Raw genomic sequence first — 18,679 nt, forward strand, 5'->3', positions numbered from 1 at the left:
CAGCAGCGCCAGCGGCGGTTCGACCGTCAGCGCGTAGCGGGCAAAGCCGCCATCGGACGGCAGTGCCCGGGCGGCGGTGACCACACCGCAGCGCACCACTTCGTCGCCGTCGGCTGTCAGGATGCCGAGCTGCGCCGGCAGGCCGAGCAGCGATTTGAGCGGCACGCCGACGTCGGGCGACAGGCATTCCACCACGTAGCGATACGGCCGGGACAGCGCTTCCTCGCCGGCGACCGATTGCGGCAGCAGTTGCTCGCCGTAGGCGGCGCCGTCGCCCAGGTGCAGGGTCAGCAGCCGCTGCGCCTGGGTGAAGGCGCTGGCGAAGGAAGCCAGCATATCCGACATATCCACGTCATCTACCCAACAATTTTTGTCAGGCATGATGGTAAAGATGCCCTGGGCATCCGGGCAAGCACCGCACGGTCGATTGGCCGCTGGTCGGGGTTGGGCGGCTGGAACGGGAACCCTAAATCTTGAACCACAGAGGACACAGAGAACACGAAGGTACACAGAGAAAACCCAAGAGTGGGGAAGGCCGGAACACTCAAGTTTTCGTCTTTCGTTTTGTTTTTCTCCGTGTATCTCTGTGTTCTCTGTGCCCTCTGTGGTTCAAGACTTGGGGTTTCGCCCCCCCACCAGCCCCCTAAGCCGGACTACGATCCGTCGCCTCGTCCAGCGCCCGCGCGATGCCGGCGAGGAAGGCCGGGGCGTGGATGATGTCGAGGTGGCCGGTGCCGGGCACCACGGTTTCGTACAGCGTATCGGCGTGCCGGTCCCACGCGCGGCGTTTGCCGGCGGCGACGGTCTGTTCGGCGTGCCACAGGTGCAGCGGCGCGGCGATGCGGCCGTGGCGGTGCTGCGCGACGGCGTTGTTGACGTTGACCTCGGCCCACAGCTGGTACTCGGCGGCGTGGATCGCGTCGCCGTCGCACGGCAGTCGGTCGCCGACGTCGGCCACCTGGTGGCGGTACTGCGCCAGTTGCGACGGGCTCAGCCGCGCCAGCAATGCCTGCCAGTGCCGGCGCATGCCGGAGCGCGCCAGCCACGCCGCCACCGTGGCGTCGACCTGCTCCAGTTGCGCGGGCGTCAGCGGCGGGCGTGGCGGCGGCGCGGTGTGCGCGGTGTCGATCAGGCCGACGAAGCGCACTTCAACGCCATCGGCCTCCAGTTGCCTTGCGGTCTCCAGCGCCAGTTCGCCGCCCAGCGACCAACCGGCCAGCGCGCAGGCGCCGTCGCGGGTGCGGGCGCGGATGTAGGCGGCGTACTCGGCGGCGATGCCGGCCACGGTGAAGTCGCGCCAGCGCCGCGCGGTGAGCGCGTGGCTGACGAAGCCGTACACCGGCCGCCGCTGCGCCAGCGCGCCGATCAGCGCCCGGTACTCGGCGGTGTTGACGAACAGGCCGGGGAACAGGAACAGCGGCGCGCCGTGGTGCTCGCGGCCCAGCACCAGCACGTCGCGGTCCTCGGCGTGCTCGCGCTCGGCCATCGCCTGCGCCAGCGCCGCCAGGTCGGGCGCACGCAGCACGTCGAGCAGGCTGACGCTGCCCTCGCCCCATTGTTCGTGGATGCGCTGCACCAGCCGCAGCGCCAGCAGCGAATGGCCGCCCAGCGCGAAGAAGTTGTCGTGCCGACCCACCTGCGCCACCTCCAGCAGCGCGGCCCAGATCGCCGCCAGCGCCGGTTCCAGCGCGCCTTGCGGCGGCACGTGGCCGGCGTGGTCCTCCCGCGGCGCTGGCAGCGCGTGACGGTCGATCTTGCCGTTGGGGTTCAGCGGCAGGCGCGGCAGCAGCACCACCGCCGCCGGCACCATGTAGTCCGGCAGCGCCTCGGCCAGCCGCGCGCGCAGCGTGGCGCCGTCCAGCGCGCCGTCGGCCGCCGAGGCGTAGGCCACCAGCCGGGTGCCGGCGGCCGCCTGCTGCGCCAGCACCACCGCTTCGCGCACGCCGGGGATCGCCAGCAACTGCGCTTCCACCTCGCCCAGCTCGATGCGGAAGCCCCGCACCTTCACCTGGAAGTCGATCCGGCCCAGGTAGTCGAGCTGGCCGTCGTGACGCCAGCGCACCAGGTCGCCGGTGCGGTACAGCCGGCTGCCGGCGGTGTCGAGCGGGTCGGCGACGAAGCGCTCGGCGCTCAGGCCGGGACGGCCGCCGTAGCCGCGTGCCAGCAGTTCGCCGCCGATGCACAGTTCGCCCGCCACGCCCGGCGGCACCGGGTTGAGGTCGCCGTCGAGCACGCGCAGCGCGCGGCCGGGCAGCACGCGGCCGATCGGCATCTGCGGCGGCAGCGGCTGCGTGCCGTCCACGTAGGGCGCGCAGTCGAGCACGGTGGCGGTGACGGTGGCCTCGGTGGGGCCGTAGGTGTTCAGCAGCGTCACCCCGGCCAGGCCGGCATCGCGCCAGGCGCGCACGCCTTCGGGCGGCATGGCCTCGCCACCGGCATGCACCTGCCGCAGCGCGCCGTAGTCGCGCACGCCGCTGCGCGCGAAATCCTGCACCAGCACCAGCCAGTAGGCGGTGGTCAGGTCGGCCACGCTGATGCGCCGCGCCAGCAGTTCGCGGTGGAAGGTGGCGCTGTCCCAGAGATCGGGCCCGCGCAGCACCACCGCCGCGCCGACCAGCAACGGCGGGAAGAGTTGTTCGACGAAGCCGTCGAAGTTCAGCGTGGAGAACTGCAACATGCGGTCGTCCGGCGTCAGGCCGAAGAAGCCGACCGCCGCGTGGCAATGCCGCTGGAACGCCTGGTGCGGAATGCCGACGCCCTTGGGCCGGCCGGTGGAGCCGGAGGTATAGATCACGTAGGCCAGATGCTGCGGATGCAGCGCCACCTCGGGGTCGCCCGCGACGGCCGTTCCGGCCGGCGGTTGGTCATCCAGCAGCAGCACCGGCAGGTCGTCCGGCGCCGGGATGCGCGGGCGCACCGCGCGCTGGGTCAGCAGCAGCGACAGGCCGCTGTCCTCGATGATGTAGGCCAGCCGCTCGGCCGGGTAGGACGGGTCCAGCGGCACGTAGGCGCCGCCGGTCTTGAGGATGGCGAGCAGCCCCACCACCATGCCGACCGAGCGCTCGACCGCGATGCCCACCCGCGTATCGGGGCCGACGCCCTGGGCGATCAGCGCGTGCGCCAGCGCGTTGGCGCGCCCGTTCAGCTCGGCGTAGCTGAGCCGGGTGTCGCCGAACAGCAGCGCCACCGCGTCGGGATGCCGCCGGGCCTGGCGCGCGAACTGCGCCGGCACCGGGTCGAAGCCGCCCGGCGGCGGCGGCGCCACGCCCCAGCGCGCCAGGGTGGCGTGGTCGGCGGCGTCCAGCAGCGGCAAGTCGCCCACGGTGGAATCCGGAGCGTCCGCCAGCGCCCGCAGCACGGCTTGCAGATGGCGCGCCCACGCGGCCACCGTCCGCGGCTCGAACAGCTCGGCGGCGTACTGGAACAGCAGCTCGACCCGGCCGTCCGGATGCTCGTGGCTGTTGAGCGTCAGCTCGAACTGCGCCGCCTGCGGCGCCAGCGGGTACGGCGCCACCTGCAACCCCGGCAGGCGGGCCAGCGCGCGCAGGTCGCCGCGCTGGTGGTTGAACATCACCTGGAACAACGGCGTGCTGCCCAGGCTGCGCTGCGGTTGCAGCGCCTCGACCAGTTGTTCGAACGGCAGGTCCTGATGCGCCTGCGCGCCCAGTGCGGCCTGCCGCGCCTGGGCCAGCACCTGGCCCAGCGTGCTGCGGCCGTGCACGATGCCGCGCAATACCTGGGTGTTGACGAAGAAGCCGATCACGCCTTCGGTCTCGACCCGCTGGCGATTGGCGATGGGCACGCCGATGCGCAGGTCGTGCTGTCCGGTATGGCGATGCAGCAGCACCTGGAACGCCGCCAGCAGCGCCATGAACAGCGTGGCACCCTCGGCCTGGACGCGGCGTTGCACGGCGCCGACCAGTTCGGCCGGCAGCGTCAGCGCCAGCTCCGCGTTGCGGTAGCGGCCGTCGGCGCGGCGCGGATGGTCGGCCGGCAGTTGCAGCACCGACGGTCCGCCGCCCGACTGTGGGTCGCTCAGTTGTTCGCGCCAGTACGCCAGTTGCCGCGCCTGCTCGCCGGCGGCCAGCCAGTCGCGCTGCCACAGCGCGTAGTCGGCGTACTGGATCGGCAACGGCGGGGTTTCGGCGGCGCGGCCTTCGACGCGCGCCTGGTAGTGCGCCACCAGTTCCTCGACCAGCACCTGCATCGACCAGCCGTCCGACACGATGTGGTGCATCACCACCGCCAGCACGTGCGCCCGCGCCGATTCGCGGATCAGCCCGGCGCGCAGCAGCGGCCCCCGGGTCAGGTCGAACGGTCGGGCGTTGAGTGCCAGCGCGGCGGCGCGCACCTCGGCGGCCCGTTGCGCGGGGTCGCGCGCCGACAGGTCGGTCAGCGGCAGGTCGAGCGCGCCGGCCGGGCGGATGCGCTGGCGCGCCAGGCCGTCGTCGCCCGCCTCGAACACGGTGCGCAGCGCTTCGTGGCGCGCCACCAGCGCGTCGAAGGCGCCGCGCACCGCGTCCAGGTCCAGCTCGCCCTCCAGCCGCAGCGCGCCGGCGATGTGGTAGGCGGTGCTGTCCGGCTCCAGTTGCCAGAGGAACCACAGCCGCGCCTGCGCGTAGGACAGCGGCAACGGCCCGGCGCGGCGCGCGGCCGGCAGCGGCGGGGTGGTGGTCCGCACCGCCGGGGCCGTCGTTTGCGCCCGCGCCGCGATGGCGGCCAGCGTCTGCGCCTCGAAGAATTGCCTGGCGGTCAGCTTCAGCCCGCGCTTGCGGGCGCGCGCCACCGCCTTCAGGCAGAGGATGGAATCGCCGCCCAGCGCGAAGAAGCTGTCGTGGCGGCCGACGCGCGCCACGCCCAGCACCTCGGCCCAGACTTCGGCCAGCAGGCATTCGGCGTCGCCCTGCGGGGCGTCGTCCGCGCTCCGGTTCCCGGCCGGCGCGGCGGCCGGCGCCGGCAGCGCCTTGCGGTCGAGCTTGCCGTTGGCGGTCAGCGGCAGCGCGTCCAGCACAATGAAAGCACTGGGCAGCAGATGGTCGGGCACGCGCTCGGCCAGCGCGTCGCGCAGCGCGGCCGGGTCCAGCGACGCCGGCACCAGGTAGGCCAGCAGTTGCGCGCGGCCGTCCGCCGCCGCGCCCACCACCACCTGCGCGTCGCGCACACCCGGCAGCGCCAGCAGCGCGGCGCGCACTTCGCCCAGCTCGACGCGATAGCCGCGGATCTTCACCTGGTCGTCGGCGCGGCCGAGGAATTCCAGGCTGCCGTCGCGCAACTGGCGCACCAGGTCGCCGCTGCGGTACAGCCGCGCGCCGGGCGTGGCCGGATGCGGCACGAAGCGTTCGGCGGTCAACGCCGGCCGGCCCTGGTAGCCGCGCGCCACGCCGGCGCCGCCCAGGTACAGCTCGCCCACCGCGCCGGCCGGCACCGGGTTGAGCGCACCATCCAGCACCCAGGCGTCGATGCCGGCCAGCGGGCGGCCCAGCGGCAGCGTGGCCGCGGCGCGCGCGGCGTGCCGCGCGGGCTGGGTGAGCACGCCCACCGTGGTTTCGGTCGGGCCGTAGTGGTTGAGCACGCGGCACGCGGGCTTCAGCGCGGCGATGCGTTCCAGCAGCGCCCACGGGCACGCTTCGCCGCCCAGCACCAGGGTGTGCGCCGGCAGCGCGTCGGCCGGGTTCGCCGCCTGCAACAGGGCTTGCAGGTGGCTGGGCACGATCTTGAGCACGTCGATGCGTTCGCGCGCCAGGTATTCGGCGAAGCGGTCGGGGTCGAAGGCGCGCGCGGCGTCGATCAGGTGCAGGGTGCGCCCGCTGCACAGCGCGCCGTAGAAGCTGGTGTGGCCCAGGTCGGCCGAGACGGTGGACACCATCGCCACCTGGCGCGCCGCTTCGGGCAGCGCCAGCGCGGCCAGCACCGCCCGGGTGTAGTTGGCCAGCGCGCCGTGCGGCACCACCACGCCCTTGGGCTGGCCGGTGGAGCCGGAGGTATGGATCAGGTACGCCGCCTGCTGCGGCGCGATGGCGGGCCACGGCCCGGCGACGGGCGCCGGCTGGGCCTCGAAGCGCAGCGGCCACACCGGCAACGTGGCCGGCGCCGCGTCCGGCGCGGTGCTCAGCAGCAGGCGCGCGCCGCAGTCGCCCAGCAGGAACGCCAGCCGCTCGGCCGGCAGCGCCGCGTCCAGCGGCACGTAGGCGGCGCCGGCGCGCAGCACCGCCAGCACGCCGAGCACGAATTCGGCGCTGCGCCCGGCGTGCACGCCCACCCGCGCCTCGGCGCCGATGCCGGCCGCCAGCAGCCGCGCCGCCAGCGCCGCCACCTGGGCGTCGAGCGCGCGATAGCTGTACGCCTGCGTCTCGTCGCGCACGGCGATGGCGTCCGGCACGCGCGCCACGGCGGCGTCCCAGGCGTCGAGCACGCTGCCGTGCGCCTGCGGCGCCGGCCCGGCCAGCGCGTCCGCCACCCCCGGTGTCGCCAGGTCGGCCAGGCGGCGGGCCGGGTCGTCGGCCACCTGCGCGGCGAACGCCAGCAGGGTGTCGGCCAGTTGCGCCACGCTGGCGGCGTCGAGCCGGCGCGCGGCGTAGGCGAAGGTCAGCGCCACGCCGTCCGGCCCCGGCAACAGGTCCAGGCTGAGGTCGAAATGCGCGGCGCCGGCCGTCGCCGCCTGCAACGCCAGCCGCAGGCCCGGCACCCGGCGCAGCGCCGGCGCGGCGGCCTGCTGGGTGCATTTCACCTGGAACAATGGATGCTCGCCGGCGCGGCGCTCCACCCGCAACGCCTCGACCAGCGCGTCGAACGGCAGGTCGGGATGCTGCTGCGCACCCAGCGTGGCGTCGCGCACCTGGGCCAGCAGCTGGTCGAAGCGCTGGCGGACGTCCACCTGCCCGGCCAACACCTGGAGATTGAGCAGGTAGCCGATCAGGCCGTGGGTTTCGGCCTTCTGCCGGTTGGCGACCGGGGTGCCGATGCAGATGCGCGCCTGACCGGTGTGGCGATGCAGCGTGGCCTGCAACAGCGCCACCGCCACCATGAACAGCGAGGCGCCGGACCGGCGCGCCAGCGCTTGCAGGCGCTCGGCCTGGGCGGCGGGCAGCCGCACGGTGAGACTGCCGTCGGCGGTGGCGTCGTCCTGCGGGCGCGGCAACGCCAGCGGCGCGTGCTCGCCGTCGCCCAGCCGCTGGCGCCAGTAGTCGAGCTGGCGCTGCTTTTCGCCGGCCTCCAGCCAGTTGCGCTGCCACACCGCGAAGTCGGCGAACTGGATCGGCAGCGGCGCCAGCGCCGCCGGATTGCCATTGGCGGCCTCGTCGTACAGCGCCAGCAGTTCGTCGATCAGGATGCCGATCGACCAGCCGTCGCCGGCGATGTGATGCAGCACCAGCCCCAGCGCGTATTGCCGGTCCGCCAGCCGCCACAGCGCGGCGCGGAACGGCGCTTCGCGGTCCAGCGCGCACGGCGCCTCGACCAGCGCGCGCTGTTGTCGGGCCAGTTCGGCGGCGCGTTCGGCCTCGGGCAGCGCGCGCAGGTCGGTCTGCGGCAGGGGCTGCGGCGCGGCGGGCAGGATCTGCTGCCACGGCTCGCCGTCGTCGTCGGCCGGGTAGACGGTGCGCAGCACTTCGTGGCGCGCGCGCAGCGCGTCCAGCGAAGACGCCAGCGCGGCGGCGTCGAGCGCGCCATCGATGCGCAGCACGCCGCCCATGTGATACGCCGCGCTGTCCGGGTCCAGCCGCCAGGTCAGCCACAGCCCGCGCTGGCCGTACGACAGCGGCAGGCGGCCGTCGCGCGCGGCGGGCACGATCGGCAGTTCGGTGAAGTTCAGCCCCGCGTCGCGCAGCCGGGCAAGAAAACCCTGGCGGGCCTCGGGGGCCAGGGCGGCGAAGCGTTGGGCGATCTGGTGTTCGTCGAGCGGCATGGATCAGACCTCGAATTCGTCGAGCAGTTGGCTCATTGCGGAAAGACGGCTGGCGCGGGCCTGGCCGAAGCCGGCGTCCGCCAGGTGGCCGGCCAGCGCGGCCAGCGTCGGATGGTCGAAGAAGGCGCGCACCGGCACGCTGACGGCGTGGCGTTCGCCCAGCAGCGCCGCCACCTGCAACGCCAGCAGCGAATGTCCGCCCAGCGCGAAGAAGTGGTCGTCGCGGCCGACCTGCGCCACGCCCAGCAGTTCGGACCAGATCGCCGCCAGCGCCTGTTCCGCCTCGCCCCGCGGCGCCTGGTATTCGACGCCGCCGCCGAACGCCGCCGTGGGCAGCGCCTTGCGGTCGACCTTGCCGTTGGGGTTGAGCGGCAGCGTGTCGAGCACCACCAGCGCGCTGGGCACCATGTAGTCGGGCAGGTGCGCGGCCAAGGCGGCGCGCAGCGCGGTCGGGTCGAGCACGTGACCTTCGTGCGCCGAGACATAGCCCACCAGCCGCGCGCCGGCAGGCCGGTCACCGGCGGGGCCGTCCTGCGCCACCGCCACCGCCTCGCGCACGCCGGGCTGCGCCAGCAGTTGCGCCTCTACTTCGCCCAACTCGATGCGCAGGCCGCGGATCTTCACCTGGTGGTCGATGCGGCCCAGGTATTCCAGCTGACCGTCGCCGTTCCAGCGCACCAGGTCGCCGGTGCGGTACAGCCGGCCGCCCTCAGGATCGAACGGGTCGGCGACGAAGCGTTCGGCGGTCAGCCCCGGCCGGCCCAGGTAGCCGCGCCCCAGGCCCAGCCCGCCCAGGTACAGCTCGCCGGCCACGCCTTGCGGCGCGGGGTTGAGGTCGCCGTCCAGGACATAAGTAGTGGTGGCGCTGATCGGCGCGCCGATGGGCACGGAAAACCCTTGCGCGCGCGTTTTTCTCAAGTCCGCGCGGCAAGTCCAATGCGTCACGTCGATGGCCGCCTCGGTCGGACCGTACAGGTTGTGCAGCGCCGCCCACGGCAGGCGGTCGAACACGCCCTGCTGCGCTTCGGCCGGCAGCGCTTCGCCGCTGCACACGATGCGGCGCAGGCCGGTGCACGATTCGATGTCGCCGTGCGCCAGGAACGCTTGCAGCATCGACGGCACGAAATGCAGCGTGGTGACGGCGTGGCGGCGGATCAGCGCCACCAGCCGCGCCGGGTCGCGGTGATCGCCCGGCGCGGCCACCGCCAGGCGCGCGCCGACCATCAGCGGCCAGAAGAACTCCCACACCGACACGTCGAAGCTGAACGGGGTCTTTTGCAGCACGGTGTCGTCCGGCCCCAGCGGGTACGCCTGCTGCATCCACGCCAGCCGGTTGAACAGCGCGCGGTGGCGGTTGCCCGCGCCCTTGGGCCGGCCGGTGGAGCCGGAGGTATAGATCACGTAGGCCAGCTGCTCGCCGTGCAGCGCCAGCGCGGGGTCGTCGTCGCGTTCGCCGGCCAGATCGAGCGTGTCCAGCGCCAGCAGCGCGGTGCCGGCGGGCGGCAGGCGCCCGGCCAGCGCGCCGTGGGTGAGCAGCAGCGCCGGGGCGCTGTCCTCGACCATGTAAGCGAGCCGCCCGGCCGGGTAGTCCGGGTCCAGCGGCAGGTAGGCGGCGCCGGCCTTGAGCACCGCCAGCAGCGCCACCACCAGCTCCACCGAACGTTCCAGCGCCACGGCCACCACCGCTTCGCGCCGCACGCCCAGCCCGATCAGCCGGTGCGCCAGGCGGTTGGCGCGGCGGTTCAGTTCGCCGTAGCCCAGCTGCGTGTCGCCGAACAGCAGCGCCACCGCGTCGGGCCGCTGGCGCGCCTGCTGCTCGAACAGGCGGTGCACCGGCTGCTCGTCGGGATGTCGGTCGGCGTTGACGCTCCAGCCGCGCAGCGCGGCGCGCTCGGCGTCGCCCAGCAGCACGATGTCGCACAGCCGGCGTTCCGGCCGGTCGGCCAGCGCGCCGGCCACGGCGGCCAGCGCGGCGGCCATGTCGTCGCACACCCGTCGCGCCAGCCCGGCGCGCGCCGCCTGCGCGCTCAGCGTCAGCGCGTCGCCCAGGTCGTCCACCGACACGGTGAGCGGATAGTTGGTGCGCTCCTCGGCCGCCAGGATCTCCATGCCGGGCCAGCGGGCGGCCGGCGCGGCGGCCGCGCCGTAGCGGTAGTTGAGCAGGCTGGAGAACAGCGGCGTGCCGCCGGGCAGCGCGCTGCAACGCTGCGCCAGCGACAGGCTGGCGTGCTCGTGGCGCAGCAGGTCGGCCAGGCGCCGCTGGGTCTGGCGCAGCCCGTCGGCGACGCTGTCGCGGTCCACCGCCAGCCGCAGCGGCAGGGTGTTGATGAACAGCCCCAGCGCGCGCTGCGCGCCCTCGGCCTGCATCCGGCCGAACAGCACGGTGCCGAACACCACGTCGCGGCGGCCGGTGGCGCGCGCCAGCACCAGCGCCCACGCCAGGTGGCACAACGTGGCGGCGGCGACGCCGTGGCGCCGCGCCTGTTCGCGCACCGTGGCGGCCAGCGCGGCGGGCAGCGGCAGCGTGGCGCTGTCCAGCCCGCCGCCGTCGCGCTGCACATCCAGCAGGCCGAACGGCGCGGTCGGTTCGCTCACGTCGCCCAGCAGGCGGCGGAAGAACGCTTCGTGCTCGGCCTGGCCGATGCCCAGCCGCGCCTGGGCGACGAATTCGCGGAACGGCAGCGGCGGCGGCAAGCGCGCCGCCTTACCGCGCTGGATCAGGTCGATCTCCTCGACCAGCAGTTCCAGCGTGGTGTGGTCGGTGATCAGGTGGTGGCACGGCAGTTGCAGCAGCCAGCCGCCGCGTTCGTGGTCGGGCGCGGCGATGGCGTGGATCAGCGGCGCGCGCTGCACGTCGATGCGATAGCGTCCCGGCGCCGTTTCGTGCGCCAGGCGCGCGGCGTCGTCCAGCCAGCGCAGCCGCAGCGGCGCCTCGCGCCACACCACCTGCACCGGCTCGGCGAAGCCGTCCCACAGCACGGCGGTGCGCAGGATGTCGTGGCGCGCGATCACCTGTTCCAGGCAGGCGACGAAGCGTTCCAGCCGCTCGCGGCTGTCAAAGGCCAGCGCCTGGGTGGTGACGTAGACGTCGCCCTCGGTCTGCAACGCATGGTGGAACAGGATGCCTTCCTGCAACGGCGCCAGCGGGTAGATATCCTGGATGTTGGCGGCGCCGCCGGGCACCAGCGCCTCGATGCGCGCCAGTTGCGCCGGCTCCAGCGTCACCAGCGGCAGCAGGTCGGGGGTGAGCGCGGTGCAGCCGGCGGGGATGCGGTTGGGCGGGACGACCACGGCCGGCGCGCTGTCGGCGGCGGCGATGGCGGCGGCCAGTTCGGCCAGGCGCGGATATTGGAACAGCGCGCGCACTTCCAGCGTGCGGCCCTGGCGGCGCACCGCGTCCACCAGCCCCAGCGCCAGCAGCGAGTGCCCGCCCAGCTCGAAGAAGTGGTCGTGCCGGCCGACGCGCGCCACGCCCAGCAGCTGGCACCAGATCGCCGCCAGCGCCTGTTCCAGCTCGCCTTGCGGCGCCTCGAATCCGGCGCTGGCCAGCTCGGCCGCCGGCAGCGCCTTGCGGTCGACCTTGCCGTTGGGGTTGCGCGGCAGCACATCGAGCACCAGCAGCGCGCTGGGCACCATGTAGTCGGGCAGGTGCGCGGCCAGCGCGGCGCGCAAGGCGGTCGGGTCGAGCACCGCGCGTAGCGCGGTTTGATCGAACGGTTGATCGGCGTGCGCCGACACATAAGCCACCAACCGCATCCCGGCCGGGCCGTCCTGCGCCACCGCCACCGCTTCACGCACGCCGGGCTGCGCCAGCAGTTGCGCCTCCACTTCGCCCAGCTCGATGCGAAAGCCGCGAATCTTCACCTGGTGGTCGATGCGGCCCAGGTATTCCAGCTGGCCGTCGCCATTCCAGCGCACCAGGTCGCCGGTGCGGTACAGCCGGCCGCCTTCACTGAATGGGTCGGCGACGAAGCGTTCGGCGGTCAGCCCCGGCCGGCCGAGGTAGCCACGCCCCAGGCCCAGGCCGCCCAGGTACAGCTCGCCGGCGACGCCCTGCGGCACCAGGTTGAGATCGGCGTCGAGCACCCAGGCGCTGCGCTCGCCCATCGGCCGGCCGATCGGCGCGTAGGCCGAGGCGATGGCGTCGGCGGCGTCGGCCTTGAACAGCACCGGGGTGACCACCGCTTCGGTGGGGCCGTAGCCGTTGATCAGCCGTTGCGGGCGCAGGTGGGCGCGCACGGCGTCGTAGCCGTCGCGCGGCATGGCCTCGCCGCCGAACGAATACAGGTGCACCGGCGGGCAGTCGCCGTGCTGGCGGGCGCTGTCGGCCAGTTGCCGCAGGTAGGCCGGCGGGAAGCCGGCGTTGCTCACGCGGTGGCGCGCCAGCGCCTGCAAGGTGGTGTCGGCGCTCCAGAGCGCGTCGTCGCGCAGCAGCACGGCGGCGCCGCAGCCCAGCGCGGTGAAGAGGCGCTCGTGCGCGCCGTCGAAGGAGAACGACAGGAAGTGGAGTTCGCACGAATCCGGGCCCATTTCGTACAGCGCGGCGGTTTCGCGGCAGTGCATGCCGAACGGGCCGTGCGCCACCGCCACGCCCTTGGGCTGGCCGGTGGAGCCGGAGGTATAGATCACGTAGGCCAGTTGATGGTCGTGGACCGCCACGGCCGGGTCGTGCGCCGGCCCGGCGTCGAGGTCGGCGCGGTCCAGCGCCAGCAGCGGCAGCCCGTCCGGGCGCGGCAGCGTGGCGGCCAGCGCGCTGTCGGTCAGCAGCAGCGCGATGCCGCTGTCGACCATCATGTAGCCCAGCCGCTCGGCCGGATAGGTCGGGTCCAGCGGTATGTAGGCGCCGCCGCTCTTGAGCACCGCCAGCAGCGCCACCACCAGGTCGGGCGAGCGCGGCAGCGCGATACCCACCCTGGCTTCGGCGCCGATGCCCAGCCCGATCAGCCGGTGCGCCAGGCGGTTGGCGCGTTGCTCCAGTTCGCCGTAGCACCAGTGCGCGTCGCCCAGGATCAGCGCGGTGGCGTCGGGGCGTGCGGCGGCCTGGGCGGCGAACAGCGCGTGCGCCGTCCGCACCGGCCGCGCCGCGTGGCTGCGGCCCCAGCGCGCCAGCCGGCCGTGCTCGGCGTCGCCCAGCAGCGCCACGTCGCCGACGGCGGTGTGCGGGGCGTCGGCCAGCGCCGCCAGCAGCGCCAGGTAATGGCCGTGCCAGCGCTCGACGGTGGCGGCGTCGAACAGTTCGGCAGCGTAGTCGAAGCGCAGCGACAGCGTGCCGTCGTCGTGCTCGTGGGTGGTCAGCGTCAGCTCGAACTGCGCGGTGCGGCCGGCCAATGGGCAGTCTTCCAGCGTCAGCCCGGGCAAGCGGTCCAGTGCGCGCAGGTCGCCGCTCAGGTGGTTGAACATCACCTGGAACAAGGGGCTGACGCCGAGGGTGCGCTCCGGTTGCAGCGCCTCGACCAGTTGCTCGAACGGCAGGTCCTGGTGCGCCTGGGCGCCCAGCGCGGCCTCGACGCCGCGACGCAGCAGCGCGTCGAACGGGGTGCGGCCGTCCAGCCGGGCGCGCAGCACCTGGGTGTTGACGAAGAAGCCGATCAGCCCGGCGGTTTCGGCGCGCTGGCGGTTGGCCACCGGCACGCCGACGCGCAGGTCGCCCTGCCCGGTCAGGCGGTACAGCAGCGCCTGGAACGCGCTCAGCAGCAGCACGAACGGCGTGGCGCCCGTCGCCTGGGCGCGCTGGCGCAGCCGTTGCGCCAGATCGGCCGGCAAGCGGCCGCGCAGGCTGGCAGGACGGTAGCGGCCGTCGGCGGCGCGCGGGTGGTCGGCCGGCAGTTGCAGCACCGACGGTTCGTCGCCCGACGCTTCGTCGCCCAGCTGTTCGCGCCAATACGCCAGCTGGCGCTCGCGCTCGCCGGCGTCCAGCCAGCTGCGCTGCCACGCGGCGTAGTCGGAATACTGGATAGTCAGCGCCGGCAGTCGCGCGTCGCCGCCCTCGACCCGGGCGCGGTAGTGGGCGACGAATTCGTCCACCAGCAGCTGCATCGACCAGCCGTCCGACACGATGTGGTGCATCGCCACCGCCAGCAGATGGTCGTCCGGCGCCAGGCGGATCAGCGCCACCCGCAGCAACGGCCCCTGCCCCAGGTCGAACGGCACCGCGACGAAGCGCTCGGCGGCGGCACGCGCTTCGTCCTCGCGCCGGGCCGGGTCGAACGCGGCCAGATCGATCAGCGGCAGGTCGAGCGGCGTCGGTGGGCATACCTGTTGCACCACGCCGCCGTCGGCGCCGGGGCGGAACACCGTGCGCAATGCTTCGTGGCGCGCCAGCACCGCGTCGAAGCCGGCGCGCACGGCATCCGGCGCCAGCGTGCCGCGCAGCCGCAGCGCGCCGGCGATGTGATAGGCGCTGTCATGCGGCGCCAGCTGCCACAGGAACCACTGCCGCAACTGCGCGGACGACAACGGCAACGCCGCGTCGCCGTCGCGCGGCGCCGGCACGATGGGCAGCCGGGCGAAATCGAGGCCCTGCTGGCGCAGGGAATCCAAAAAAACGCCCTGCTTGGCGCGCGGCAGGCGGGCAAAGCGGTGCGCCAGATCGTGGGGATCGAAGGTCATGTCGTGCCTGGGGGGTTGAGAAAAACAACTTCTGAAAAACAACTTCTGGGAAATGCCGAGGGCAGGGAGAACACAGAGAGCACGGAGAAACCAAACCACTGCGGAAGCGGGTTCCTCTTTCGACTTTCAGGTTTTCCCTCTGTGAATCTCCGTGCTCTCTGTGTTCTCTGTGGTCCAAGGTGTGGGGTTGGCTTTTCCTACTTCGGCCTTCTCAGGTTTTCCCTCTGTGAAAAACAACTTCCGGGAAATGCCGAGGGCAGGGAGAACACAGAGAGCACGGAGAAAACCAAATCACTGCGGGAGCGGGTTCCTCTTTCGACTTTCAGGTTTCCCTCCGTGAATCTCCGTGTCCTCCGTGTTCTCTGTGGTCCAAGGTGTGGGGTTGGCTTTTCCTACTTCGGCCTTCCCAGGTTTTCCCTCTGTGAAAAACAACTTCCGGGAAATGCCGAGGGCAGGGAGAACACAGAGAGCACGGAGAAAAACCAAACCACTGCGGAAGCGGGTTCCTCTTTCGACTTTCAGGTTTCCCTCCGTGAATCTCCGTGTCCTCCGTGTTCTCTGTGGTCCAAGGTGTGGAATTGGCCTTTCCTCCAATACCACCCACTACGTCTCCAGCAGATCGAGCAGCGCCTGCATCTTCGCCAGTTCGGTGTCGTCGTTTTCGGCGTGCGCCAGGGCCAGGGCGGCGGCGAGGTCGGCCAGGCGGGGCTGGCGGAAGTAGTCGGGCAGCGGCAGCTTGACGCCCAGCCGCTGCTGCACCCGCGCCTGCACCTGCAACACCGCCAGCGAGTGGCCGCCCAGCTCGAAGAAGTGGTCGTCGCGGCCGACGCGCGCCAGGCCCAGCACTTCGGCCCAGATCGCGGCCAGCGCGGTTTCGGTGTCGCCCTCGGGCGGCGCGTGGGTGCGTTCGGCGGCGGCGGGCTCGGGCAGTGCCTGGCGGTCGATCTTGCCGTTGGCGTTCAACGGCAACGCCGCCAGCGTCACCCAGTGCGCCGGCACCATGTAGTCGGGCAGCGCCAGGGCCAGCGCCGCGCGCAGGGCGGCGGTATCGAGCGTGGCGTCGGGCTGCGGCGACAGGTAGGCCACCAGTTGCGGCCCGGCGGAGCCGTCGCGCGCCAGCACCACCGCCTGCCGCACCGCCGGCTGCGCCAGCAGTTGCGCCTCGATCTCGCCCAGCTCGATGCGAAAGCCGCGGATCTTCAGCTGGTGGTCGATGCGGCCCAGGTATTCCAGCTGCCCGTCGTGGCTCCAGCGCGCCAGATCGCCGCTGCGGTAGAGCCGGCCGCCCGCCCCACCGTTGGCCGCCCCACCGAACGGGTCGGCGACGAAGCGTTCGGCGCTCAGGCCGGGGCGATCCAGGTAGCCGCGCGCCAGCCCGGCGCCGCTGACGTACAACTCGCCGGGCACGCCGATCGGCGCGGGGTTGAGCGCGCCGTCGAGCACGCGCACGCCCAGGTCGGGGATCGCCACGCCCACCGGGCTGCGCGATTGGCGTGGGGCGGATCGGCCCTCCACCACGGGCGTGAAGGGCTCCGCCCTTCCCTGCGGGTCGACCCGTGGAGCGGCGGCGGCGGTGTCGCACGGCTTGCGAACAGGAAGGCTGTTCGCTGCGCCGCGCTTCGAGCCGTCATCCGCTCCACGGGCCGACACATCCCGCGTTGAAGGGTCGATCCGCCCCAGATCATCGATGGTGATGCGGCGATAGGTGACGTGCACCGTGGTCTCGGTGATGCCGTACATGTTGATCAGTTGCGGCCGCGAATCGCCGAAGCGGTCGAACCACGGGCGCAGCGCGGCCGGCTCCAGCGCCTCGCCGCCGAAGATCACGCAGCGCAGGTCGAGCGCGGGGGGTTCGCGGTCCGGCAGCGCGTGGATCAGCTGGGCGAACGCCGACGGCGTCTGGTTGAGCACGGTGACGCGCTCGCGGGCGAGCAGCGCCAGGAAATCGTCGGGCGAGCGGCTGACCCAGTACGGCACCACCACCAGCCGGCCGCCGCTGCACAGCGCGCCGAACAGCTCCCACACCGAGAAATCGAAGGCGTAGGCGTGGAACAGCGTCCAGGTGTCGTCCGGGCCGAAGTCGAACCACGGCGCGGTGGCCGACAGCAGCCGCGCGACGTTGCGGTGGCTGAGCTGCGCGCCCTTGGGCCGCCCGGTGGAGCCGGAGGTATAGATCACGTAGGCCAGTTGCTCGTCGTGGATCGCCAGCGCCGGGTCGTGCTCCGGCTCGCCATCCAGCGCCAGGGTGTCGAGCGCCAGCACCGGCGGCAGGGCGTCGCCGTCGAAGCGCGACCGCAGCGCGCGGTCGGTCAGCAGCAGCGCGATGCCGCTGTCGGCGGCCATGTAGTCCAGCCGCGCCTGCGGATAGGCCGGATCGAGCGGCACGTAGGCGCCGCCGGCCTTGAGGATGGCGAGCAGCGCCACCACCAGTTCGGCCGAGCGCTCCAGCGCCAGCCCGACCCGCGTTTCCGGGCCGACGCCCAGCGCGATCAGCCGGTGCGCCAGGCGGTTGGCGCGCGCGTTCAGCTCGCCGTAGTCCAGCCGGGTGTCGCCATACGCCAGCGCCGGGGCGCGCGGCGCCCGCGCGGCGTGCCGCTCGAACAGCCGGTGCAGCGGCGGTTGCGCCGGTTCGCCGCGCTTCGCATCGCCCCACGCTTGCAGCAGCGCGCGTTCGGCCGGCGCCAGCAGGTCGATCCGGTCCACCGTGGCCTCGGGGGTGTCGGCCAGCGCGCGCAGCAGCGCCAGGTAGTGTCCGGCCCAGCGCTCGATGGTGGCCGGCTCGAACAGCTCGGCGGCGTACTTGAATTGCAGCGCGATGCCGCCCGCTTCGTCCTCCAGGCTTTGCAGCGTCAGCTCGAACTGGGCGGCCGGCTGTTCCAGCTCCAGCCGCCGCACGGCCAGGGCGGGCCAGCCGGCCAGCGCGCGGCGGTCGTGGCGCAGGTGGTTGAACGCCACCTGGAACAACGGGCTGACGCCCCAGGTGCGCTCGGGTTGCAGCGCCTCGACCAGTTGCTCGAACGGCAGGTCGGGATGCGCCTGGGCGCCCAGTGCGGCGTCGCGGGTCTGCGCCAGCAGTTGCCCCAGGGTGAGGCGCGGCGCGAAGCGGGCGCGCAGCACCTGGGTGTTGGCGAAGAAGCCGACGATGCCGGCGGTGTCGGGATGGTGGCGGTTGGCGGTGGGCACGCCCACCCTCACGTCGGTCTGGCCGGTGTGGCGGTACAGCAGCGCCATCCACGCGCTCAGCAGCAGCATGTACGGCGTGGCGCCCTCGGCCTGGGCGCGCCGGCGCAGCGCCTGCGCCAGCTCGTCGGGCAGCGGCGTTTCGTATTGCGCCTGGGCGTAACGGCCGTCGGCGCGGCGCGGGTGGTCGGTGGGCAGTTGCAGCACCGACGGATCGCCGCCCGACGGTTCGCCGGTCAGTTGTTCGCGCCAGTACGCCAGTTGCCGCGCGCCCTCGCCCTGCGCCAGCAGGCGGCGCTGCCACGGCGCGTAGTCCAGGTATTGCACGCGCAGCGCGGGCAACGCGGCCGGGCGCGCCTCGCGGGCGGCGCGGTACAGCTCGGCCAGCTCGTCGAGGATCAACTGGGTGGACCAGCCGTCGGACACGGTGTGGTGCATCACCACCAGCAGCCGGTGCCGCTCGACGCCCAGCCGCAGCAGGCTCAGCCGCAGCAGCGGGCCGTGTTCCAGGTCGAACGGCGTGGCGCACAGGCGCCGGGTCTCGGCGGCGACGGTGGCGTCGCGCGCGGCGTCGTCCAGTGCGGCGAGGTCGAGCCATTGCGGTGCGAGGTCGATTCGCCCTGGTCCGTCGACCGGACGCACGCACTGGATCAACTGGCCGTCGCCGTCCTCGCGGAACACGGTGCGCAGCGATTCGTGGCGCGCCACCAGCGCGGCCAGCGCGTGGCGCAGGGCGGCCACGTCGAGCGCGCCGGCGAAATCCAGCCCGCCGCTCAGGTGGTAGGCGGCGCTGCCAGGGTCGAGCTGCCACAGCAGCCATTGCCGTTGCTGGGCGAACGAGGCCGGGCCGGCGTCGCGCGCGGTCAGGCGTTCGATGGGCGCCACGGCGGGCGCGGCGGCGGCGCCGCGCAGGCGTTGCGCCAGCAGCGCGCGCTGGGCGTCGCTGAGGCGGGCGCGGCGGTCGGACAGGTCTTGCGTCGAGGACAT

4 protein-coding genes are annotated in these 18,679 nt (G+C 73.1%); all 4 read right to left on the reverse strand.

Annotated features, from left to right (window positions below; translation table 11 throughout):
- Positions 1–336, reverse strand: a 336-nt coding sequence (locus C556_RS20455; RefSeq protein WP_040431183.1) for a contractile injection system protein, VgrG/Pvc8 family, incomplete at its 3' end; no start/stop codon positions are given.
- 307 nt (positions 337–643) lie between these two features.
- Positions 644–7,903 (reverse strand): non-ribosomal peptide synthetase, encoded by a 7,260-nt coding sequence (locus tag C556_RS20460; protein WP_018748828.1) that lies wholly within the window; start codon positions 7,901–7,903, stop codon positions 644–646.
- A 3-nt stretch (positions 7,904–7,906) separates the two neighbouring features.
- Positions 7,907–14,512: a non-ribosomal peptide synthetase gene (locus tag C556_RS0113740; RefSeq protein WP_018748829.1), complete on the reverse strand. Its 6,606-nt coding sequence runs from the start codon at positions 14,510–14,512 to the stop codon at positions 7,907–7,909.
- A gap of 603 nt (positions 14,513–15,115) precedes the next feature.
- On the reverse strand, positions 15,116–18,679 hold the full coding sequence (locus C556_RS0113745; RefSeq protein WP_018748830.1) for a condensation domain-containing protein: 3,564 nt from the start codon (positions 18,677–18,679) through the stop codon (positions 15,116–15,118).

This window comes from Chitiniphilus shinanonensis DSM 23277, assembly GCF_000374805.1.
In the GTDB taxonomy this organism is placed as follows: Bacteria; Pseudomonadota; Gammaproteobacteria; order Burkholderiales; family Chitinibacteraceae; genus Chitiniphilus; species Chitiniphilus shinanonensis.

Coding starts and splice junctions, on each gene's coding strand:
- C556_RS20460 (WP_018748828.1), bottom strand. CDS start 7,903: ATGCCGCTCGACGAACACCAGATCGCCCAACGCTTCGCCGCCCTGGCC.
- C556_RS0113740 (WP_018748829.1), bottom strand. CDS start 14,512: ATGACCTTCGATCCCCACGATCTGGCGCACCGCTTTGCCCGCCTGCCG.
- C556_RS0113745 (WP_018748830.1), bottom strand. CDS start 18,679: ATGTCCTCGACGCAAGACCTGTCCGACCGCCGCGCCCGCCTCAGCGAC.